The organism is Ktedonospora formicarum (assembly GCF_016587355.1).
GTDB classification, from domain to species: Bacteria; Chloroflexota; Ktedonobacteria; order Ktedonobacterales; family Ktedonobacteraceae; genus Ktedonobacter; species Ktedonobacter formicarum.
Genome location: NZ_BNJF01000001.1, coordinates 3,025,126 through 3,046,134 on the forward strand (window position 1 = coordinate 3,025,126; position 21,009 = coordinate 3,046,134).

At 51.0% G+C, this 21,009-nt stretch carries 18 protein-coding genes; 17 read left to right on the plus strand and 1 reads right to left on the minus strand.

The features are described 5' to 3' along the window. The first annotated feature begins 16 nt into the window (after window positions 1–16). The 13 genes from K3T82_RS12960 to K3T82_RS13020 all read left to right on the plus strand — a co-directional run bounded on the left by K3T82_RS12960 (window position 17) and on the right by K3T82_RS13020 (window position 13,635). Window positions 17–880: a PP2C family protein-serine/threonine phosphatase gene (locus K3T82_RS12960; protein ID WP_220193861.1), complete on the plus strand. Its 864-nt coding sequence runs from the start codon at window positions 17–19 to the stop codon at window positions 878–880. 174 nt (window positions 881–1,054) lie between these two features. After that, window positions 1,055–3,091: a protein kinase domain-containing protein gene (locus K3T82_RS12965; RefSeq protein ID WP_220193862.1), complete on the plus strand. Its 2,037-nt coding sequence runs from the start codon at window positions 1,055–1,057 to the stop codon at window positions 3,089–3,091. A 12-nt stretch (window positions 3,092–3,103) separates the two neighbouring features. Further along, on the plus strand, window positions 3,104–5,050 hold the full coding sequence (locus K3T82_RS12970; RefSeq protein ID WP_220193863.1) for a PP2C family protein-serine/threonine phosphatase: 1,947 nt from the start codon (window positions 3,104–3,106) through the stop codon (window positions 5,048–5,050). 191 nt (window positions 5,051–5,241) lie between these two features. Next, window positions 5,242–6,480: a vWA domain-containing protein gene (locus K3T82_RS12975; protein ID WP_220193864.1), complete on the plus strand. Its 1,239-nt coding sequence runs from the start codon at window positions 5,242–5,244 to the stop codon at window positions 6,478–6,480. Window positions 6,481–6,737: 257 nt separating this feature from the next. Continuing rightward, on the plus strand, window positions 6,738–7,388 hold the full coding sequence (locus K3T82_RS12980) for an FHA domain-containing protein (RefSeq protein ID WP_220193865.1): 651 nt from the start codon (window positions 6,738–6,740) through the stop codon (window positions 7,386–7,388). Window positions 7,389–7,618: 230 nt separating this feature from the next. Further along, a complete protein-coding gene (gene rpmH, locus K3T82_RS12985; protein WP_220193866.1) occupies window positions 7,619–7,753 on the plus strand; it encodes a 50S ribosomal protein L34 in 135 nt (44 codons plus the stop codon). Between the two features lie 23 nt (window positions 7,754–7,776). Then, window positions 7,777–8,220, plus strand: a complete 444-nt coding sequence (gene rnpA, locus K3T82_RS12990) for a ribonuclease P protein component (protein ID WP_220193867.1) — start codon at window positions 7,777–7,779, stop codon at window positions 8,218–8,220. Then, window positions 8,217–8,447: a membrane protein insertion efficiency factor YidD gene (yidD, locus tag K3T82_RS12995; protein WP_220193868.1), complete on the plus strand. Its 231-nt coding sequence runs from the start codon at window positions 8,217–8,219 to the stop codon at window positions 8,445–8,447. The genes rnpA and yidD overlap by 4 nt, the downstream gene beginning before the upstream one ends. 26 nt (window positions 8,448–8,473) lie before the next feature. Next, complete coding sequence (yidC, locus tag K3T82_RS13000; RefSeq protein WP_220193869.1) at window positions 8,474–9,526, plus strand: membrane protein insertase YidC; 1,053 nt, start codon at window positions 8,474–8,476, stop codon at window positions 9,524–9,526. Between the two features lie 181 nt (window positions 9,527–9,707). Next, window positions 9,708–10,661, plus strand: coding sequence for an RNA-binding cell elongation regulator Jag/EloR (gene jag, locus K3T82_RS13005; RefSeq protein WP_220193870.1), 954 nt, complete (start codon window positions 9,708–9,710; stop codon window positions 10,659–10,661). Between the two features lie 107 nt (window positions 10,662–10,768). Then, window positions 10,769–11,722: a PfkB family carbohydrate kinase gene (locus tag K3T82_RS13010; protein ID WP_220193871.1), complete on the plus strand. Its 954-nt coding sequence runs from the start codon at window positions 10,769–10,771 to the stop codon at window positions 11,720–11,722. 467 nt (window positions 11,723–12,189) lie between these two features. After that, complete coding sequence (locus K3T82_RS13015; protein WP_220193872.1) at window positions 12,190–12,933, plus strand: RNA polymerase sigma factor; 744 nt, start codon at window positions 12,190–12,192, stop codon at window positions 12,931–12,933. Between the two features lie 108 nt (window positions 12,934–13,041). Further along, a complete protein-coding gene (locus tag K3T82_RS13020) occupies window positions 13,042–13,635 on the plus strand; it encodes a helix-turn-helix domain-containing protein (protein ID WP_220193873.1) in 594 nt (197 codons plus the stop codon). A gap of 57 nt (window positions 13,636–13,692) precedes the next feature. Here K3T82_RS13020 and ubiG read toward each other — a convergent pair whose 3' ends face one another. After that, a complete protein-coding gene (gene ubiG / locus K3T82_RS13025) occupies window positions 13,693–14,430 on the minus strand; it encodes a bifunctional 2-polyprenyl-6-hydroxyphenol methylase/3-demethylubiquinol 3-O-methyltransferase UbiG (RefSeq protein WP_220193874.1) in 738 nt (245 codons plus the stop codon). Window positions 14,431–14,909: 479 nt separating this feature from the next. Here ubiG and ffh point away from each other — a divergent pair, with 479 nt between their 5' ends. The 4 genes from ffh (at window position 14,910) to K3T82_RS13045 (ending at window position 20,979) form a co-directional block, all read left to right on the plus strand. Continuing rightward, window positions 14,910–16,406, plus strand: a complete 1,497-nt coding sequence (gene ffh, locus K3T82_RS13030) for a signal recognition particle protein (protein WP_420799303.1) — start codon at window positions 14,910–14,912, stop codon at window positions 16,404–16,406. Window positions 16,407–16,950: 544 nt separating this feature from the next. Beyond that, window positions 16,951–18,615, plus strand: coding sequence for a L,D-transpeptidase (locus K3T82_RS13035; RefSeq protein ID WP_236031137.1), 1,665 nt, complete (start codon window positions 16,951–16,953; stop codon window positions 18,613–18,615). Window positions 18,616–18,845: 230 nt separating this feature from the next. Then, complete coding sequence (locus tag K3T82_RS13040) at window positions 18,846–19,913, plus strand: DUF6585 family protein (protein ID WP_220193877.1); 1,068 nt, start codon at window positions 18,846–18,848, stop codon at window positions 19,911–19,913. Window positions 19,914–20,187: 274 nt separating this feature from the next. Beyond that, window positions 20,188–20,979 carry a DUF6585 family protein gene (locus K3T82_RS13045; RefSeq protein WP_220193878.1) on the plus strand — a complete coding sequence of 264 codons (792 nt, stop codon included), beginning with the start codon at window positions 20,188–20,190 and terminating at the stop codon, window positions 20,977–20,979. The last annotated feature ends 30 nt before the right edge of the window (window positions 20,980–21,009 follow it).

Below are 21,009 nucleotides of genomic sequence, written 5' to 3' on the forward strand. Positions count from 1 at the left end.
TGTGAGGTACGTACCTATGCATATAAAACTTGCTGCCGCTGATAAGACTGACGTCGGCAAACAACGTGAACAGAATGAAGATAGACCTTATAAAAGAATTGAATCCGCTGAAGATGGGGATCGTGGTCTATTTATAGTCGCGGACGGCATGGGAGGTCATAAAGCTGGTGAGGTTGCCAGTCGACTTGCTGTCGAAACCATCAATAAGAATCTGGATACCTTTTTCAAGCCTATTCATGACCAACCTACAGTCAGAATTGACCGTGCTATGTTGCGTCCACAGCCCTCGGGTGCCCAGCCTTCGCCAGCCGATACGCACAGATTATCGGAGGCAACACTAGCTGGTGCAATCGAGAATCAGCTAAAGAACGCGGTTCAACAGGCAAATCAGGCGATTGTGCGCTATGGTGGCCAGCACAGTGATGCGCGCGGGCTTGGAAGCACTGTTACAGCCCTCTTGATTCAGAATGACCTCGCTTATATTGGCAACGTTGGGGATAGTCGTACGTATATATTGCGTGGTGGGACGCTCACTCCAATTACCAAAGATCATTCGCGGGTTGCCAGGCTGGTAGAGATTAAGCAGATAACCCCTGAAGAGGCTTATACGCATCCGCAACGAAATTTGATTTATCGCTCGCTGGGCGCGGATCGCTCCAACGTTATTGTTGATGTCTTTCATGAGACCGTACAGCCAGGAGACCTCTTCCTGCTTTGTTCGGATGGTCTCTGGGAGATGGTACGCCATGAGGAGTTAGAGCGTACCATGAAAATGTCAGCTAGCCCGCAAGCTATCTGCGATAGACTTATAGAGCAGGCGAACGCTGGCGGGGGTGAGGATAATATCACAGCCATTGTGGTTCAGGTTGGTGCTCACTAAGGTCTTATGTGGAAACCAATGCCGCTGACGCGCTCAGGTGTTCGGTGAGGCGAGAGCACTAGCTGCTGTGAAGGCAGTGTTGGTTTTTGTAGCAACAATCGCGCTCAGGCTTTCAAATAGGATGTAACCTGTCATAGTGTAGAGCTTTGTGAAGAAAGGTTTAGTGCGTGGAGTATGGCTCTCCCAATCGGTACAATACTCGATGGTAAATTTAAGGTTGCGCAGATCCTTGGCGAAGGTGGTATGGGAACCGTCTATAAGGTCGAGCAGCTTGGGACAAATCCTCCTTACTATTATGCAGTGAAAGAACTACTCATCAGTTCCAACACCAGCGAGGAAGAGCGTAATCAATCCATTGAGCGCTTTAACAAGGAGATTGCGCTGCTACGTAGCCTGAAGCATCCGCGTATTGCGGCCTTGATGCTACCATTTCAGGACCGTGGGAACTACTACTTCGCCATGGAATTTGTGCCGGGTCGCAGCCTGGAGAAGATTCTTGAGGATAGTAAAGGGCCGCTACCAGAGGAACAGACCATCAAGTGGATGATGCAGGTTTGTGAGGCGTTGAGCTATATTCATTCGCGAAATCCACCCATCATCTTGCGCGATCTCAAGCCGGGCAACATTATGATTACGCCTGATAATGAGGTCCAACTTATTGACTTTGGAATCGCGCGTCGTTTTGACCCCAACAAGCGGACTAATACAGAGAATCTTGGCACAATCTCATACGCATCCCCAGAGCATCTGGGCTCGATCACAGCCCCAGGACAACGCCGCTCCGCGCACAACCCTGGTCGACCAGTGCAGACTGATGCGCGGGCCGATGTCTATTCATTGGGTGCGACGCTCTATCACTTGCTGACAAACTACGAGCCTGATCCAATTCAGACACCTGCTCCCGGTAGCGTTCTGGCAAAGAATCCCAAACTTTTAACCCGTGAGGTGAATGGTAAGCGTATCTGCCCTGTTGAGCAGGTTATTATCAAGGCTATGCAACAGGAGCGTGAGCAGCGCTTTCAGAGCGCGGACGCGATGCGCAACGCCTTGCTCTCCTGCCTACCCGCTGAGGTGCAAGCGCGGGTAGCCTCACCAACTGTACAGATACCAGCGATGTCGCCTGCTGCGACTGTTGTGGTGAAAGCGCAACCATCCCTCTCCGCACCGGCATCCGGGCCTGTCTGTCCCCGCTGTGGTTTTCAGAATCGTCCAGGGGCCAAGTTCTGTAAACGTGATGGCTATCAACTGGTGCAGGGAGCTGTGCCTCCACCTCAGACACGGACACATCAACCAATTCAGGCGCGACCAGCTCGCCAGCCGCTTCAGGCTCGCTCCTCCTCTATTCTCGCGCGTCCAGTGACCAACAGTCGGGGTATCCAGGCTCGCCCGGTTTCACCCTCCAATGGAGCCACTGCCACGCGTGACCCGATGATACCCTATCGGGCAGGTCTGCAATACTTAAATAGTAAGAACTATGCCGAGGCGGTTAACCAGTTCAAAATTTCACAGGCACAAGGTGGACCAGTCTATGATATCCTGTATAGCCTTGGGCGTGCCTATCGTCAGTATGGCCTCTCAGTACGTGGCATCGATCAGAAGCTTTCGCAAGAGAATATGAAGTATGCCGCTGAACAGTTCGAAGAAGCTCTGCGCCATAATAGTTCAGCGTTCAATGCTCACTTCCAGTTAGGCATGTGCTACCGTGATCTGGAACTGCTCACCCAGGCCGTGCAATCTTTCAAGAAAGCGCTCTCGCTGGCTCCAGATGATGCGGCTGTCTATTACCAACTAGGTTTGACCTCTCTAGAGCAGGGATCATATCGTGACGCAGAGTCCTACCTGCGTGAGGGTATGCGTCTCAGCCCTGAACATGTGCTGATGATGGTTACGCTTGGCAGGCTGTATTCCGAAACTCGGCGCGTACCAGAGGCGATTGAGGTCTTGAGGCGTGCCGTCAAGGCGGAGCCGGAATCCTGGGATGCCTGGTATCAACTTGGGCGCGCCCATATGCGTATGAAAGAGTGGAAGTATGCTGTCAGTGCTCTGGAGCGTGCTCGCCAGACTGGCTCTCAATCGCCTCTCATTTATAGTTCACTGGCGAACTGTTACCTCAAGTTGAATAGAAAGGCTGAGGCCCGCCAGATGGTTGATGAGACACTCAAACGTGATCGCAACAATACCGAAGCCTTGCGACTAGTAAAACAGCTTTAAAAGGAGGGCAGAATGCTCTGTCCGTCATGTCATACACCCAATCGCGCCAATGCCAAATTCTGTAAGGGTTGTGGGCAGGTTTTGCCAGCCGAGCAGGCTCAAGAGATTGCGCCCTCTGAGGCTGTCCAGCCTGCACCCAACACTGCGCCCGCTGAGCCTGTAGCGGAGGCATCTCACCCAGCTATGCCTGTGGAGGAATTGGATGAGACGCTCGCTTCCAGCGAAGAGGACGACAAGGTGATTGAGGTAGTCGTGTCAGAGCCTGCCCCCCAGGAGCAGGAGGAAGACCTCAGCCAGGCACCGACGCAAATACTCTCACCAGATAAAATGGTGCAATACCAGACACGCCGCTGGCAGCAAGAATTGGAACGTCAACCTCACGTTGGGGGAGCGGACATCTCCGATATACCAACTATGCTGATTACACCAGCACCCAAGGAAGCGAGCGCGAACGAAACATCCGAGATATTAACTGATATCTCAGTACAGGATATCTCTGAGGCACCTACCATCTTGATGGATATCTCTGAGAGCCCCTCCGTCCCTCGCGCACTTGCGGAAGATTATAGTACTGTTCCCATTCTTCCCACTGCCACTGGCGGCGAGGCTACTACAGATCAGGATAATAATGAATTGGAGGCGCAGGCGCCAAGCGCTACACCCTCCACTGGAAATGCAGAGGTTGTAATGGAGCAGGTGACACCACCTTATGAGGATCGTCCAACTGAGCAGGAACCACAGAGTATTCCTGCCCCCCCACCGCCTGAGCAGGAAACTCCACAGAGCAATAACGAAGAGATTTCCCAAGAGAGCAATACGGCACTGGTGGCAGGTACGCTTTTGAATGAGCGGTATGAGATTACCGAACTGCTTGCGGAAGACCAGCAGAGTCGTCTCTACAAGGCTGTGGACCGTCAAGGTTATAAGCGCTGCTGGAACTGTGGCTCAACCGATAACCTGAAAGATGATGAGTTTTGCATTAGCTGCGGCGCGGAATTACTGAATGCTACCTATAATGTGCGTGAGTATCTTGCCTCTACGGAGGAGCAGGTTGATACCCCCTCTGGGTCTGGTTCATCACTTGATACTTTCACCGCAAATGGACATACCTATGTTATCGAGCAGCAGCAAAGCTTGCAAGCATCATTCCCAACTGGCGTACATGTGCTAGCCGCCTGCGATTCAGACGCGGGCAATATGCGTCGTGGCGAGCCTAACGAGGATAGTACGCTCGTATTGCAGTTGCAGCGCGTCCATGAATCTCTCTCGGCTCCGCTGGGCCTCTATATCGTCGCTGATGGAATGGGTGGTCACGATCAAGGCCAGCTCGCCAGCCGGATTGCTATCCGTACAATCAGTGATTTCATCACGCGCGAGCTCTTGTTGCCCTCACTCACGACAGATGATGCTACTCAGGAGCCCCAGCAACGTGATGAGAATGATTTGGTTGAGTTACTGCATAACGCGGTAGAGAACGCTAATGCCAGCATTTGCCAGGTGAATGAGGCCAAGCAGAGTGATATGGGTTGCACCATCACTGGTTTTATGCTGGTAGGGGATTTTGCGTATATTCTCAATGTAGGGGATAGTCGCACTTATCTTCTGCGTGACAGCAAACTCTACAAACTCACGACTGATCACTCGCTTGTGGGGCAGTTGGTCGCTGGTGGCATCATTGAGCCAGACGAGGTATATACCCATCCTCAGCGTAATCAGATCTTCCGTAGCCTGGGCGATAAGCTCAACGTACAGATCGATATTATCAAGCAGCAGGTACATCCAGGTGATGTCTTGCTGAGCTGTTCGGATGGTCTCTGGGAAATGGTGCGCGACCCACAGATTGAAGAGATCTTAAATAATGCACCCGATCCACAGATCGCTTGTTCACACTTGATTGAGACCGCCAACATTAACGGGGGCGAAGATAATGTAAGCGCTGTCACGGTGTTTGTGCGTTAATGCCTCGAAGCTTTTATGCTTACCAGGGATGCTGCCACTGCGCTTTCTTTAGAGGTCGTAAAGCCCGTTATTGTGGTTAGCGCTGCATGATCTGGTTTGCGAGTGGGGAGCAAGAGGATTCATGCCGATACGCTCGAGAAGCGTGTTATGATATACTATGGACCAGCCGAAGGCGAAAGGAGCTGATAGATATGCCCGGAGAGGTATCACTAACATCGCAAGTAGGGAAAGAATATATGCCCGTCACTGGCGGAAGCCAGCTTGCTTATGTCCTGTTCGAGACACAACCCTCGGATGTCATGGCTCAGGTGCGTATGCCCCTCAATTTCTCATTGGTCATCGACCATTCAGGCTCGATGAAAGGGGCCAAGCTACGCAATGTAAAAGAAGCTGTCAAACTTGTTATTGATCGCCTGGAGCCTACCGATTACATTTCAGTCATCATTTTTGATGATACAGCACAAGTCATCATTCCATCCATGCCAGCCAATGATCCAGTGGGGATGAAGGCCGCGATTGACCGCATTCAAGATGCGGGTGGCACAACAATGTCATTAGGTATGATCCAGAGCCTGGGCGAACTCCGCCGCTGGAATATTCCGAATGCCGTGAGCCGCATGATTTTGTTGACCGATGGCGTCACCTATGGCGATACCGACCGTTGCCGCCAGCTGGCACGTGATGCCGCCGCCGCTGGAATTTCCATTTATCCCTTGGGTATTGGTGCCGACTGGGATGAGAATCTGCTAGATGACGTTGGGCAACTGAGCGGTGGCATGCCAGCGGAGTTTATTCGTTCTCCAAATGATGCCATGAACATCTTTGAGCAGCAGGTACAGAGCGCGGTCGCCGTTGCTGTGCGAAACGCTGTGCTAACGCTTAATCTTCCTGCGGGCGTCTCACCACGCAAGGCCGTGAAAGTCCTGCCACTCATTCGCGATATTGATGCTTCTGCGCTCTCTGACCGCCGTGTTGTTGTGCCGTTAGGAGATCTGGAGAGGGATACCCCGCAGGCAGTCCTGGTTGAGCTAATGCTTGACCCTCGCCCGGCTGGTCTCTTCCGTATCGCTCAGGCTGAGCTTTCATACGATGTGCCGATCACCAATGTTATTGGCGAGCGTATACGTCAGAATATCACTGTGAGCTTCTCTAATGATGCCAACCAGACATCTCAGGTAAACGCGCTCGTCATGAACTATGCCGAGAAGGCTAATGCCAATCGTCTGGTGACCCGTGTGCTGGACGAGTATAAGCGCACTGGCAAGGCCACAACGAAACTTGCTCCCAATGTGACCCGTGTGCTTGATCAGGAGACTCAATCAGCCCTCGAACAATTAAGTCAGGGCCAGTCAATCTCGCAGGAGCAGGTTAAATCGATTGGTAATAAGACCCGTAAACTTACTCAGCGCCTCGATGACTTGCTCCCGTAAGCATTGGCATCGTACGCAGTTTTTTTCGCGCAGATGCGTACCTCCAAAGGTCACATATGCCTGAATCTTACGAAACCTGAGCGCGGTTGCTCTTACGAATCCTAATGCCGCCTGGACGGCGGCTAACGCAGGCGCGCTCAGGTATTCGAACGAAGAGTTCGCGCTAGCCACGAAAGTGGCGTTGGTTTTGTATGAGACCTTAACCTTACAACAGATATGCCGATACACACATAGAGAAGAGGAAGGACAGAACAACAATGTCAGTACAATGTTCTCTTGGTCATGAAAATCCAGATGGGTCTGCTTTCTGCGATGAATGCGGAGAACCGCTGAGCAGCGCGCAGCCCAGCGCTCCCGCAGCAACCGCGACGGCTCCAGCTCCCGCGCCGGTAGATACCTCTGCTGGAACGCAGGTGTGTGCTGCCTGTGGTGCGACTAATCCGGCTGGGGAAGCCTTTTGTTCGAGCTGTGGTGCCAGCCTTCAGGGAACCCCCGCTCCTGTTCAGACACCGCCGTCGGCGCCATCTGAGCCTCCTCAGCCAGCGCCTGCCGCGCCATCTGAACCAGCTGCCGCGCCTCAAGGGCTTCAAGCCCGCTTGATTGTGGAAGCCGACAATCAGGAGTTTGACTTGAGTGGCAAAGATAATGTCACCGTTGGCCGCGAGGACGCCGTGAGCAATATCTATCCTGATGTTGATCTCACTGCACATGGCGGAGAAGAGGGTGGAGTCTCGCGCTTGCACGCTCACATCTTCGTTGAGAACGGTCAGTATATGGTCGAAGATGAGAACAGCACCAACTTTACGTTCTTGAATCGCCAACGCCTGGCTGCGAAAACGCCAACACCTCTTCATGACAACGACGAGCTACGTTTTGGGCGTGTCTTGCTGCGTTTCAAGAACTCTTAAAGGCTTGTCTCAATTCCCTATTTATGGGATGCGCCGTAGTTTCACTCTCGGCGCAGAGAATTGACAGCATACATAATACTCGCTATAATCTACGGGATATTGAAAGTGGAGGTTCAGGAACCCGATCCTTTCAGAGAGGATAAGCTTGCCTTCGTGTAAGCCTGGACCTGGCCAGATTCGGCCCCCCTTTTAGAGTGCAGATTCTGGCGAGTCTCCACGACGGAGGTTTTATGAAACGTACTTGGCAACCCAAGCGCATCCCGCGTAAGCGCGAACATGGTTTTCTGAAACGCATGTTTACCCGTAATGGGCGCCGCGTCCTCAAAGCTCGTCGAGCTAAAGGTCGCTGGAGCCTGACGGTTTAACTCTAGCTAGTAGGATAGCCTGAATGGCCCTTCCTCGTGCTGGACGCTTACGCAAAAATGGTGATTTTCAGCGGGTTAGGCAGCGGAGGCAAAGCGTTTCGTCTCGGCTGCTTATACTCGCTTGGTCGCCCTGTGGCGACTCAACTCTGGCTATTAGCCGGGTGGGCTTTGTGGTGAGCAAACGCATCGCCAAAAATGCGACCACCCGTAACTATATTAAACGCTTGCTCTCCGAGGCAGTCAGGTCACTCGGACATGAGATCCCTCAGGGTCTCGATCTTGTCTTGAGTGCGCGTCCTCAAATTGTGAGCACTGACTCTCGCACGGGCAAACGCTTTGTCGTTACCGATCTTTCTACGTTGAAACAGGATATTCGTCTCTTGCTTCGTAGAGCGCATCTCTTGGTCACTGCTTCAGCGGTGAGCGATACAAGTTTTCATGAGCATCCCAAAGGTTCCCAGCTGTGAAATACATTGCACTTGGCTTGATTCGCTTGTATCAACGCACGTTGTCGGTTGTCATGCCTCCATCGTGCCGCTTTACACCCTCGTGTTCCCATTATGGATATGAGGCAATTGAACGTTTCGGCTTCTTCCGTGGAGGATGGCTGACCATAAAGCGCATCGGACGCTGTCAACCTTTTTATCACGGTGATCCCTACGATCCCGTTCCAGAAGTCTGGCCGGTTAAGTAGGGGGAGAGGAACGCAGGAGTAAACTCGTGTTTGAGGCTATCGGTCATCTTTTTAACATAATCTTTTCGTTCCCCATCGTCAATGCCCTGGTGGTGCTCTACCGCCTCTTCGGCGACTTTGGCCTGGCTATCATTGTCCTTACCGTCCTTATCAAGCTCATCTTATTCCCTCTGACTCTGACGCAGTTGCGTTCCTCCAAGGCGATGCAGGTGCTTCAGCCAAAGATCGCTGAAATCAAGAAGAAGCATCCGGGCGACCTTCAATCGCAGTCGCTGGCTATGAACCAGCTCTATAAAGAGCATGGCGTGAGGCCTATGGCGGGTTGTCTGCCCATGGTGATTCAGCTTCCCGTGCTCTGGGGCCTCTACTATGCCGTCGGCGCGATTCTGCGCGATCCCAAGCTAAATGTTATTAATAGCGAACTGTATCCTTTCATTACGCCATTTAAGCAACTTCCCAATATTGACCTGAACTGGTTCACGTTCATCAATCCCGCCTGGCATATTTCGTTGGGGCAGCCTGATCCAACGCACATCCTGCCAATCCTGGCTGGCCTTGCGACCTTCGTCTCCCTGCGCATGGCTCAGCCTCGTAATGCCCAGGCGAACAAAGATAAATCCAAGAGCACACCTGATCCCATGGTCCAATCAATGCAGACCATGCAGTATGTAATGCCATTTGTGACCATCTTTATTGGTTGGAGCTTCCCGGCTGGCCTGGCATTATATTGGACCGTTTCTTCGGTCTTCCAGGCCGTTCAGCAGTACTTCGTCACTGGTTGGGGTGCCCTGCTCACTACACCTAAATTTTCTACTGAGCCAAAAGTTGCTCCCGCTGTAGTTGAGGGATCGCTATCCAGTGAGACTTCCAGTAAGAAGCAGCGTGAAAAGGATCTATTGCGCCGCTCCAACATTGAGTCAACCGATGCATCCAAGGAGACAGAGAGCGCTCGCGGCCCAGTTGCCAGTCAGATGCGCTCTTCCAATGGTTCCGCAAATCAGAATTCGCAGCGTCGACGCTCACGCAATAATAGCGCTTCTGCTCGCCGCCGTGGTAGCGCTCAACGTTCGCGAGGCTAAGATCTTATGCGAAAACTAGCCCGTTTCTCGGGCGCGCGGTTAGCGCTCAGGTTTTCGAATAGGTAGTTAAGCTTGATTGATTGCAGCCTACCTCCTACTGCTCTGGATTGCACAGTGGGGTAGGTTGTAATCTTTACTTATAAAGTTTATTTCTGACGTTATTTAGGGAGGCAAGGAAACTGTGGAAAGTATAGAGGCTAGTGGCAAGAACATAGAGGATGCTGTTCAGCAGGCCCTGGCTCGTCTGGGCAAACGCCGTGATGAGGTTGATGTGCTGGTGCTGCAAGAGCCTTCTCGTGGTACCTTTGGCCTGGGAAGCAAAGATGCGCGTGTTCGCGTGACTGCTCGCTCTTCCTCTGCCACCACCCCAAGCGGGGCGGTCATCACTCCCGAGATGGCCGATGCCATTCTCGGCTCCCATAACGATCTCGCCGATGTCGAACTCTATGAAGATGAGGATGAAGGCGAGGAGGATGAGGAGTATGTCGAGGATGACCTGGTCGACGAGTATGAAGACGATGAGGAATTTGAGGACGAAGAGGAGGAGGAGGATGAAGAGGGTGAGATGCCTTTTATTCCCTCTAATACTTTCCCTTCCCCAGTCTCTCTAGCTGAGCAAGAGGAACCTGCTGAGCAAGCAGGCGGTGCGCTTCCGCTTGTTGAGAATCCTTCGCGTGAGGACATTGAGATTACTGTTGATGTCTTGCAGCATATCCTGCGTTACATGAATATCCGTGCCACTATTCAGGTGCGCTCTACTAGCCCCCTTACGCTGAATATTCATGGCATGCATGAGAACCTTGGTTTGCTGATCGGCCGCCGAGGAGAAACTCTGGCTGCCCTCCAGCTGCTTGTCAACTTGATTGTCAGCCATCGAACCCGCCATCGTATGCGTATCATTGTCGATGCTGAAAATTATCGCCAGCGGCGCGAGGAGAACCTTCGCTCGCTCGCTCAGCGGGTCGCTCAACAGGTGCGTAGTTATCGACGTTCTATTGCTCTGGAAGCTATGCCTCCACATGAGCGGCGCATTGTTCACCTGGCTCTCTCTGAAAGCGGCGATATCAGTACTGAGAGCATTGGCGAGGGAGATCAGCGGCGCGTAGTTATCTCGCTCAAGCGTCCTGGGCGCTAGTTGAGACCGCTGGCAGATCGTTTGTGATTGCTTGATCTTACAATCTATCTTCAGGAAACAAGGAGCGGGGCGATTCCATGTAGTGAATCGCCCTTTAATATTTTACTATGGCGCATTCCTATTCTGCTTCTCCCGATTTTCTTTCTATCGGCCATATTACGAAGGATCTCCGTGCTGATGGCTCTTTTTCACTTGGAGGTACCGTTACCTTCGCCGCTTACACAGCCTATCGTCTCGGGCTGGCACCTGCTGTGGTTACCTCAGCCGATCCACATTTGCTGGCTTCGCTTCCCGAATTCCTTCCGGCTGCTCATGTCACACTGGCTGCTGATGCTGAGGTATCACTAGCACCAGAGACCTCGACTTTCCCCTCTGTATTTGTCCATGCCACTTCATCTGCTGAGAGCACTACCTTTGTGAATCTGTATGATGATGGCTTTCGTACCCAATATTTGCGCGCGCAGGCCAGTCAGATCGCGGCCAGTCATGTGCCTGCCGCCTGGCGTGATCTCCCTATTACCCTTCTAGGGCCAGTGGCTCAGGAAATCCAAGCAGATGTCTTGTCGCTGCTGTCCCGTCAACCAGGTCGCCTTCTTGCGGCCACTCCCCAGGGGTGGTTGCGTCGCTGGGATGCGGATGGTCGTATCTGGCCGACCCCCTGGCAGGAGGCTGAGCGGGTGTTGCCGTTGCTCGATGTACTCATTCTCAGCCATGACGACTTGCTTCCCTTCTCCAATGGGAACCGTACGGAAGCGGATGCTATCCTGGCCGATTGGAGTCAGCATGTTCCCTTGCTTGTCGCTACCGATGGTCGCCATGGAGCCACTCTCTTCCAGCATGGGAAGCCCTCTAGCTTCCCCGCATATGCTATACGCGAAGTCGATCCAACTGGCGCGGGTGATGTCTTCGCTGCCGCTTTTCTTACACACTTGCACTGGCACGGCGACCCCATTCAAGCTACCAACTTTGCTAACTGTGCCGCTTCTTTCTGCGTTGAGCGGCCCGGCATCAGTGGTATCCCAACGCTCGATCAGATTGCGCAACGCCTACGAACTTTGTAAGGGGAAAAATAGCGTGTAGGGATTGATCATATCCTCCTAAACGATGCTATTATGCCCTACACCTTTGACCCACTCGAAACGTCAAGGCTTTACTGTGCGAATGGTTATCGCGAAAACAATTTAGGTTATAGGCGATCTTCGATGTTATCACGATAATATTTAGAGAGGTTATATGGTCTGAGTGGACACGGCTCAATCAATTTGTTCTCCCCGAAGCGAACCGATTCTATTGTCTGAACCGATTGTGAAGATCTGATTGCTGTGTGAATATGCTTTTCAGCCTTTCTGGATTCTGGTATGCTTAGACGAGAGATTCATGAGACTGGAAGGCCGAAGTGATGTTTGTCGTGTAGTTTGTGCCTATCAGCCAGAAATCATTACCGCTTTTTTCACTGCTAGAGGAATAGAGTGATAGATACACCTGGTACGTGCTAGCCTGCCAGGATTATTAAAGTAGAGGGAGACGGATGATCGATCTGAATGATCCTACGCTTCAAGAGCGTCTGTTGCGCCGCACTCCGGAAGGGCGCTATGAAATCAGCGAGATCGAACTGGTAAAGAGTATGCGAGCCCTTCAGTCGGCGGGCAATACCACCGGTGTGCACCTGCTGGCGGAAGTCTTACTACAGCGTTGTGCTCCACTCTTTCAGCGCCACTCTCAGGGGTTGCGCCATCGTCCCGATTTGCGTGAAGAGGTGATCTCGAACATGAGTGAGCATCTGTTGAGAGAGGCCCTCGATCCGAAAGAGGTGTTTATTACCCAGAACTTCATTCACTATTTGCGTTGTCTCTGCGTTGATGAGTTCAATCGTGTCCTGCGCCAGGAAGGTCTCTACTATCGCCGTGATGAAGAAGGGCGTCCATCTGGTCGACCCCAGCACGTCCCGCGCTCACTGGTGGAATCGCTACGCCCTGCCGCATCTGATGATGAAAGCTCACCCAATGCTGACGTGGCCGATCCACATGACCAGTATGAACAGATGCATGCTATTGATGAGAGCCAGCGCATTTTAACCTACCTGAGTGATCCCCTGGATCGCATGATTATGGTCTTGCGCGCGATAGAGGGGATGAAGTGGGATGATATCGCCGTCGTTTGTAAGCGCACTGAGCGTACCGTACGCTTGCGTTATGAGCGCGCTCGGGGCTATTTACGCGAATGTATTGCGCGTGAACACCAACTTGCATATCCACCAATGATTTCGCAATAAGAAGGTTTCTATGAAAAACAATGCCGCCTGGATGGTGGCTGGCGCTCATACGCCCAGATTTTCGCATTAAAGAGCAGGGTCGAGCAAGGCGCGAAAGGATGTTATAAGATGAACACGACGTTGCAACAGTTGAAAATGGCCTGGCTGGCCGCGAAGGAGGCTGGTGATGCTGAAGGGCAACTCCGGCTCTTAAAAGATCACCCTGAAGAACAGGCTGCGTTAACCGATTTCATTGCTGGCTATTATGCTACCAGCGTAAGTGAGTTAGAGGAAAACGCGACTCTCCTGCCCCTTACGAGGCGTGCCTATCAGTCTGCGCTTGAACGGGTCTTCGCGCCTCAAGCGCAGGTGGCAACCCTGGGTGAGTTACGAAAGCAGAAAAGCCTCAAAAAAATCGAGGTCGCAAAGGCCCTTCGTCTCTCAGTTGATGTCTGGAATAAGTTTGAGGCGGGAGCTATCGAACTGGCGAGTCTAAGCCAACGCCAGCTTGAGCGTTTCGCGGACTACTTTCAGATCACCTTTGACCAATTCTCTAATCTGCTTGGGAATAGCCAGCCCGTGTTGACCGCCAATCGTCGTCAGACCTCGCATGGCGCAAGTCAGCCGGAGCAGGGGCCGCAGAGGCAGAGTTTCGCCGAGGCTGTAGCTCGTAGTACTATGTCTCGCGAAGATCAGCACTTCTGGCTGGAAGAGGAAGATTGAGTCTCTTACCCTTCCAGGCTTCCAGCCCAAAAGTTCCTTTACGCGTTGTGTGATTGATTAACGTCCCTTAGTTGCGTACCCGACATAAGAAACCAGTTTTGGCCCACCCACACCCAGCGTCAGGCGCCCTTTGACGAGACGGGGTGTGAAGCCAACCATTTCATGGATTCGCAAATGGTGTTTGGTCAGAACCGCCTGGAGTTCATGCGGTTTGATAAAGCTGTGATAATCGTGAAGACCGGGTACAAGCCCACTCTCATGGAAGAAGCGCTCGCCAATCCAGATAAGTGTCAGGCGAGCTAGCAGTGTGCGGTTAATTGTGTCAAAGATGAAGATACCACCAGGAGCCAGCACACGTTCAATCTCACCAATGGTCGTATCTAAATCTTGTACATGTTCCAAAACATCTAGGCACACGATCACGGAAAAGCTGTTGTTGGCATATGGCAACTGCTCACCGTAGCCTTGCTCGAAGAAGGTTTGTTGCCCCAAACCTTCCAGGTGCGCTTTCTCGCGTGCTATCTGTAATGCCCCAACAGATGGATCAATACCAAAGGTAACCGCGCCTCGCTGTGCTAGGTTCAGGCAGATCAAGCCGCCACCACAGCCAATTTCCAGAACCTCTTGTTGCTTGAGGGCCTCACGCCCAAAAATGCGCTCCACACGGGATTGGATATAGTCACAGCGTTCTTGCGTGATGTGGAGGAGCAAAGAGCCCTTGCCCCACCAGTTGTACGCAGAAAAGATATTCTCCTGCGTTTGTTTAGGTGCCGTTTTGAAACCTAATATCCGCATAATACCTCTTATTGCTTCTGAACTACATATTCCGCTTATTGTATCATATATAGGCGCTAAATTAGCCTTTATATAGTGTATTCAATGGTCGATGAAGAAGAGTAGTGAAATACGCTGGTGACTCCAATTTGCAGTGCCAAGAGCTTATTTGGAGTCTGTGGCTCGGGGATGTGGGAAGATTGCTCATGAGATATCAGATTTCCTATTGCAAATTTTTCCCTTTTACCATTCTTGATAATGTCCTGAGTCACTCAAATCTGAAGCCTCCAGAGTGTAACAAGGGTCTTGAGTAGTTATGAGGCTTTACAATCATTCATAATCCTGTAAAATAGAGTATAATCTTGCCAGAACTATAGATAGCAGAAACGAGTCGCAGAACTCTAACGATCTTACCAATTTCATTTCACAATTGCGGCACTGGAATCGTCTCAGAGGCATTATCTGCTCGGCGGAGAGAGGAACAAATAAAGCATATGGCAATGTTTGAAAGCTTAACCAAGCGCCTTGAGGGTATCTTTCAAAACCTTGAGGGTCGGGGAAAACTAACGGAAGATGATGTTAACTCCGCCCTACGCGAGGTGCGTATCGCCCTGATTGAGGCGGATGTCAATTTAAAAGTAGCACGACAGTTTGTTGATCGGGTAAAGCAGAAAGCTATCGGTGCGGATGTCATGGGAAGCCTCTCGCCCGCGCAGCAGGTTCTTTCTATCGTTCAGGAAGAACTCGTTGAGGTCCTGGGTGGGTCGGATGACAAGAATAAGCTTGATTTAAGTGGTAACCCGAATATTATTATGCTGGTTGGTCTAAATGGCGCCGGTAAGACGACCTCCGCTGCCAAACTGGCTAACTACCTGCGTAAGCAGCATGGCTCACGCCCTCTGCTGGTCGCGGCGGATATGTATCGCCCCGCTGCTGTCAATCAGTTAAAGACGTTGGGCAAACAGATTCAAGTTCCCGTCTATTCAGAGCCTGCTGGCTCTGATCCTGTTGATATCTGTGTACATGCGCTCGACTATGCGCGTGAACAGGCGTGTAATACGATCATTCTAGATACTGCTGGTCGTATCAACATCGATGAGCGCATGATGCAAGAAGTGGTCAATATCCGTGACCGCGTGCGCCCGCACGAGGTCTTGCTGGTCGCTGATGCCATGACTGGTCAGGAGGCTGTGCGCGTCGCGCAGGACTTTAATGATGCCGTCTCGCTAACTGGTATGATCTTATCTAAGATGGATGGCGATGCACGTGGAGGCGCCGCGCTCTCGATTCGCACTGTCACGGGTGTACCAGTGAAATTTATGGCCCTTGGTGAGAAGCTGGATGCTATCCAGCCATTCTATCCCGATCGCCTGGCACAGCGTATCCTGGGTATGGGCGATGTTATGACCCTCATTGATCAGGCACGCGATGCCATCGATGAAGAGGAAGCGCTTCAGACGCAGCAGAAACTGCAGCAGGGTAAGTTCGATCTGGAAGACTTCTTAAATGCGATGCACCGCCTGAAGAAGATGGGACCGCTACGCCAGATTATGGAGATGATGCCAGGCTTTAATAAGCTCACCTCGATGCCGGAGATGGACGAGGCGCTTGAGGGCGATCAGCTCAAATACGTTGAGGCGATGATTCTCTCAATGACGAAAGAGGAGCGACGAAACCCAGAGATTATTAATGGTAGCCGCCGCAAGCGTATCGCTCTGGGTAGTGGTACCAAAGTGGAAGAGCTGAACCAGTTGCTCAAGCAATTTAATGAGATGCGAACTATGATTCGTCAGATGAGCTCTGGTAAAGGACCCTGGGCGCAAATGATGCGCCAGTTTGGAGGCGCGGGAGGCCAGGGAATACCCGGCCTCCCCGATGGTATGGGTGGCTTCCCCGGTATGCCAGAGATGCCAAAGCTGCCTCGTGGCAAGAAGACAGGCAAGGCTGCGCGTAAAGAGAAGCACAAGAAGCAAAAGGCGCGCGGAGGCAGGCGCTAAGAGCCTCATTATATGCTAGAGAGAAGCCGGTCAGGAATGAGCATCCTGATCGGCTTCTCTTTGTGAATTCTCAAATTGCCTTAGATGGCGAAAAGCTCTGAATTTGTCGTGCTGAAAGAAATTCAGGGCTTTTCGTGTTATGATTTGAGAGATATCGCGATGTAATAGATAGAAAGGATGAGAAAGACGCTTCTCTGCGAGCGGACTTTGTGATATTCTTAGCTTTCTCGACGAATTGTAATATATAAAAGTACTGAGTACCGCAAAAAACTCAGTTATGTATCGTCTCTATGTCAGGAACATATCCAAACATAGATATTCTGTGCTCAATCTCTACGCTATATCGAAATGTTTTTATGTTTTTGCCTGGTCTCGCGACCAAATAAATATATAAAGTTCTATTGTTTTTTCAAGGACACACAAGATGCAATGTATACCACAGAGAAAGGGCGAGTTCCCCATGCAACCTCCACATTCGCCTGATGATATTGCGCCGGTGTCTTTCTCGCCTTTTGTTACGAGAAAACGGACTGGAGCGCAGACTTTGAGTAAGCGCGTAACGCATCTGGGTTTGCTGATAGTCTTACTAGCCTCGCTCTTATCGTTGCTGAGTGCCTGTGGTTCTGACCCCCGGGTGCAGCAAGAGAGCAGCCAGAGCCGCAACAAACTCAATCAACTCGTGCAACATGCGAAAAGCATAGGTATTCCTGCCACGACATTACAGCCTGTTTTGAAGCAGAAAGATGCCCTCGATACATCTTCAGCCCCCTGGAACCCTTTTAATGCTCAACTTGTGAATGATTATTATACCAATACCGCGACCCGTTATGATCAGCTAACGTTACAATTGCAAGGACTCATTAGCGCTACTACCGAGCGCTCGGATAACCAGGCCCAAAATGATCTGCAAAAGCTGCAAATTACCATTGCGCAGCAGCGCTCCAAAGGCTATCCAGTAGATACCATCCAGAAGCTCTATGAGCAAAATGTCAATACAATGCATACCGCTAAGCTCCCCAAGGATTTCTTTGCGGTTAGTCGCCAGGTAAACGACGCTACGCAAACCCTTAATATGATGCCTACGACCAGCGATAAGTTGAAGACCTTTAAGGGTACGATAGATCTGATGGCCGAAGGCAAAATGGATGTGACGACGCTCCAATCACAATATAAGAGCGATCAGGATGAAATGGCGAAGGCCACAAAGCCTGGGGATCTTCAGGATATCAACAAAACGATTGAAGCCCAGTATCAGCAGGCTGCGACGAGCTTCACGCAAGCCATCCCGTATATCGCGAAATCGAAAGTCGATGATTTAGATTCCAAAATTAAGCAGCTGAAAGGCGAGGGCGTAGATGTCAGCAAGTATGAGAAGAACCTGACGAGTGCCCGCGAGCTTCAGCAGAAGACGAAAACGCTTGATGATTACAAGAAATTGAGCACACAAATAGAGAAGGACTTGAGCGCGATGCAGAAGGATCTGGTGATGGTCCAGGCACGCAAGTTGCTCAAGAGTTTCCATAACGAGGTCAATAAGTGGGGCAATAGCCATCTAGTCGCTGGTGCCTATTACCTGAATGTTGGCTACATGGCTCAAGGCATTGGCGAGGATCTTGATGCTGAGTTGGCGAATGCTTCGACAACAGAAGAATATCAGACCGCGCTGAATGATATCCAGAATGCTATCTTCCATCATAAGATGCTAGAGCAGAATTATAACGATAAGACTCCTTCTGATCAGGTCCATCAGACCGATATGCAACTACTCAATCGCTACCAGTTGAATAACTCAACCGCGATAGTAGTTTCATTCACTGAGGAAGCGCTCCGCTTTTACAAGAATGGCAAACTGATTTATTCCTTCCTCATTACGTCTGGGCGGCAGGAGCTTCCCGCGCTACCCGGACTCTGGACTGTGCTCAGTCGGCAGACTGATATTGTGTTTAAGTCGCCCTATCCTAAGGGTTCTCCCTATTGGTATGAAGATACACCAATCAAGGTGGCTATTGGCTATCATGCAGGCGGCTACTTCCTCCATGATTCTCCGTGGCGCTGGAATTACGGACCTGGAACTCAATTCCCTCATACTGATGGGAGTGGGAATGAAAGCGCGTCGAATGGCACGCATGGCTGTATCAACATGCCACCAGAACAAGCCGATTGGGTGTTGGCGAATAGCGATTGGAATACCAGTATCGTGATCTATTAGCGGGCCACTTGTTTCTTAAAAAACATTACAGGTCCTTTCCTTTGGAAGAGTCGCTGAGAATGCGCATTCTCGGCGACTCTTTGTCACTCTTGCATTTTTGTATATTTTGTTGCGTTAATATAGGGTGGACTGAGCGAAGCGTGTCTTCTCACAATGCGCAGCGAGAGCGGCGTTGATTTTCGCAGAAGACCTTGGAAAGATTGGTTGTTCCTCCGGGAGGCCGCCCACGTATGCGCCATCTTACATCTCAGAAACAGGTGCCGCTTGATATCCTGGGCGCGGCGATAGCGTATCGTCTTGGCATACCAGAAAAAGTGTTTGAGACGCGTGGAGAGCCGTTGATCTTTCGTTTTATCGGCTTTGCTAGCCTCTTCATTGGTTGCCTCATCATCTTGATCTTTATTGTGGCATATGGGCAACTCTTTAGCTGGTGGCTGCTCTGGCAGGCATTATTTATTCCCCTTATAGGTGTGTCGTGGTTCATCTTCGGTGGTTGGGTCTTGCTGGCTCCTCATGTCTATCCCCAACCTCATGTCTATATGTGTCCTGAGGGGCTTATTTTCATTTCCGATAAACTTGAGGTAGTGAGGTGGGATCAATTGGAGCGATTGTGGCAGGAAAGTGATGGGAAAGCCCAGGGCAGGCGTCGTTATATAGTGCGTCGGAGTGATGAGACCTTACTGTCGTTTGGTAGTGAGCTTGCTGGAGTTGAGTATCTAGTAAAAGCAATCGAACAAGAGCTTACACGGCGCCTCTTACCACGCGCGCTAGCCGCGTACCGCGTGGGCGCGAACGTCTCTTTTGACGAGATTGTTGTGAGCAAGCGTGGTCTGCGCTTGAGTGCTAGCAAGCGGATGCTCCTCTGGGAAAATCTGGGCGAACTGGTTATAGACCCGCAAAATATAATAGTTCACGAACAGCACTTAAGCAAACCAGCAGCGCGCATCAAGGCGTTTCGTGTTCCCAATATGCATATTCTTCGCCAACTTGTAGCCTATGCACGCCAGGAACGCGCTCTAAGTGCTAAACCATATGTTGCCGCCTATATATCTGGTCGACCGCTTTCCTTTGGTAAGCTAAGAATAAGTCAGCAAGGTATACAGATTGAGCAGGAACAGCCAGTTACTCTCCCCTGGCAAGAGATTGGAGCGATTGGTATTGGAGCGAGCGAACTGATGATAGCGCGTCAGAGGGAGCAGCAAACATATGAATGGTATGTCGTCTCATTGTGGGAGATAACCAATCTTGAGCAGTTGCGCGATGTGGTGGCATATGTGCTCCAAAATGGGCCTCGGTAAAATATGTGATGCAATTCATATCGATCTGACACACATGATATTATAATAATCTATAACTTGTAAGATTATTTGTCAGTGATGGTTAGCATCGCTCAGGCAACTGAAGACATGTTGTAAGACAGTCATCAACGCCGCCAGTAGGCGGCTAACATCGCCCAGACGACTGAAAGGCCGCACATGGGGTTTCCTCATATGTGCATATTTGCTTTCTGGATGAATCTGTTTATTGCCTATCTTGGTAAGAGAGTGTTTTTTAGAGGAGTAAGGAATTATTATGTCTAATCAAATGTACCAGCAGCCTTACGCACAGGCTCCCGGCGCAACTGAGGGAGCAGTGCCTGGCGAGGTGTATCAACAGGCCGAAATGCAGCGTCTTGGATCGCTTATTCGCGTATTCAAACCTACTAGTATCTGGGTGGCTCTGGCAATTTCCGCTGGTGTCCTGATTCTAGATCTTGGGCTGATGTTCGCGCTGTGGTTGGCCGACCGGATAAGCATATACCTACTCATCGTACCTATATTCTTGATTGTCTATGTTGTGAACGCTATTAGAAGCAACAATCATAAAGCCTATCTCTACCAGGAAGGTTTCATCTATGCTAACGGCTCACAACTTCATGCTGTGCGCTGGGACCATGTAGAGGCTGTTTGGCAGAAGCAGGTGAGCTACTCTATCTGGTCCACGCGTAGCACCTATACTGTTAAGCGCCCAGATGGTGCTCAGGTGGTTATTAGCAGCCATGTACATAAGGTGCGGGAATTGGGTGATGCAATTCTGAACGAGGTGACGAAACGCCATCTCCCATTGGCTCAGCAAGTGTACAATAGTGGCGCCCCTGTTCCTTTTGGCAATTTGAGCATTGGTATGCAGGGAATTGGTTTCAGAGACAAACTATTACCCTGGCCGGAAGTTAAAGATGTAGTGATTGTGAATGGACAGGTGCAGGTCAAGAGGCAAGGGAACATGATTAACTTCGCGACGGTCCAGGTTGCTGATGTCCCCAATCTGCCTGTGATGATGCAATTGGTGGCGAATGGGTTACGTAGCGTGCCGCCGATGCGCTAATATCGCGCTGGGACGTCCTATAAGAGCTAG

Excerpts from the sequence above, each read along its gene's own strand:
- K3T82_RS12970 (WP_220193863.1), top strand. The coding sequence starts at position 3,104 with ATGCTCTGTCCGTCATGTCATACACCCAATCGCGCCAATGCCAAATTC.
- K3T82_RS13020 (WP_220193873.1), top strand. The coding sequence starts at position 13,042 with ATGAACACGACGTTGCAACAGTTGAAAATGGCCTGGCTGGCCGCGAAG.
- K3T82_RS12980 (WP_220193865.1), top strand. The coding sequence starts at position 6,738 with ATGTCAGTACAATGTTCTCTTGGTCATGAAAATCCAGATGGGTCTGCT.
- ubiG (WP_220193874.1), bottom strand. The coding sequence starts at position 14,430 with ATGCGGATATTAGGTTTCAAAACGGCACCTAAACAAACGCAGGAGAAT.
- K3T82_RS13045 (WP_220193878.1), top strand. The coding sequence starts at position 20,188 with ATGTCTAATCAAATGTACCAGCAGCCTTACGCACAGGCTCCCGGCGCA.
- K3T82_RS13015 (WP_220193872.1), top strand. The coding sequence starts at position 12,190 with ATGATCGATCTGAATGATCCTACGCTTCAAGAGCGTCTGTTGCGCCGC.
- K3T82_RS13040 (WP_220193877.1), top strand. The coding sequence starts at position 18,846 with ATGCGCCATCTTACATCTCAGAAACAGGTGCCGCTTGATATCCTGGGC.
- K3T82_RS12960 (WP_220193861.1), top strand. The coding sequence starts at position 17 with ATGCATATAAAACTTGCTGCCGCTGATAAGACTGACGTCGGCAAACAA.
- rpmH (WP_220193866.1), top strand. The coding sequence starts at position 7,619 with ATGAAACGTACTTGGCAACCCAAGCGCATCCCGCGTAAGCGCGAACAT.
- K3T82_RS13010 (WP_220193871.1), top strand. The coding sequence starts at position 10,769 with ATGGCGCATTCCTATTCTGCTTCTCCCGATTTTCTTTCTATCGGCCAT.
- K3T82_RS12965 (WP_220193862.1), top strand. The coding sequence starts at position 1,055 with ATGGCTCTCCCAATCGGTACAATACTCGATGGTAAATTTAAGGTTGCG.
- K3T82_RS12975 (WP_220193864.1), top strand. The coding sequence starts at position 5,242 with ATGCCCGGAGAGGTATCACTAACATCGCAAGTAGGGAAAGAATATATG.
- ffh (WP_420799303.1), top strand. The coding sequence starts at position 14,910 with ATGTTTGAAAGCTTAACCAAGCGCCTTGAGGGTATCTTTCAAAACCTT.
- rnpA (WP_220193867.1), top strand. The coding sequence starts at position 7,777 with ATGGCCCTTCCTCGTGCTGGACGCTTACGCAAAAATGGTGATTTTCAG.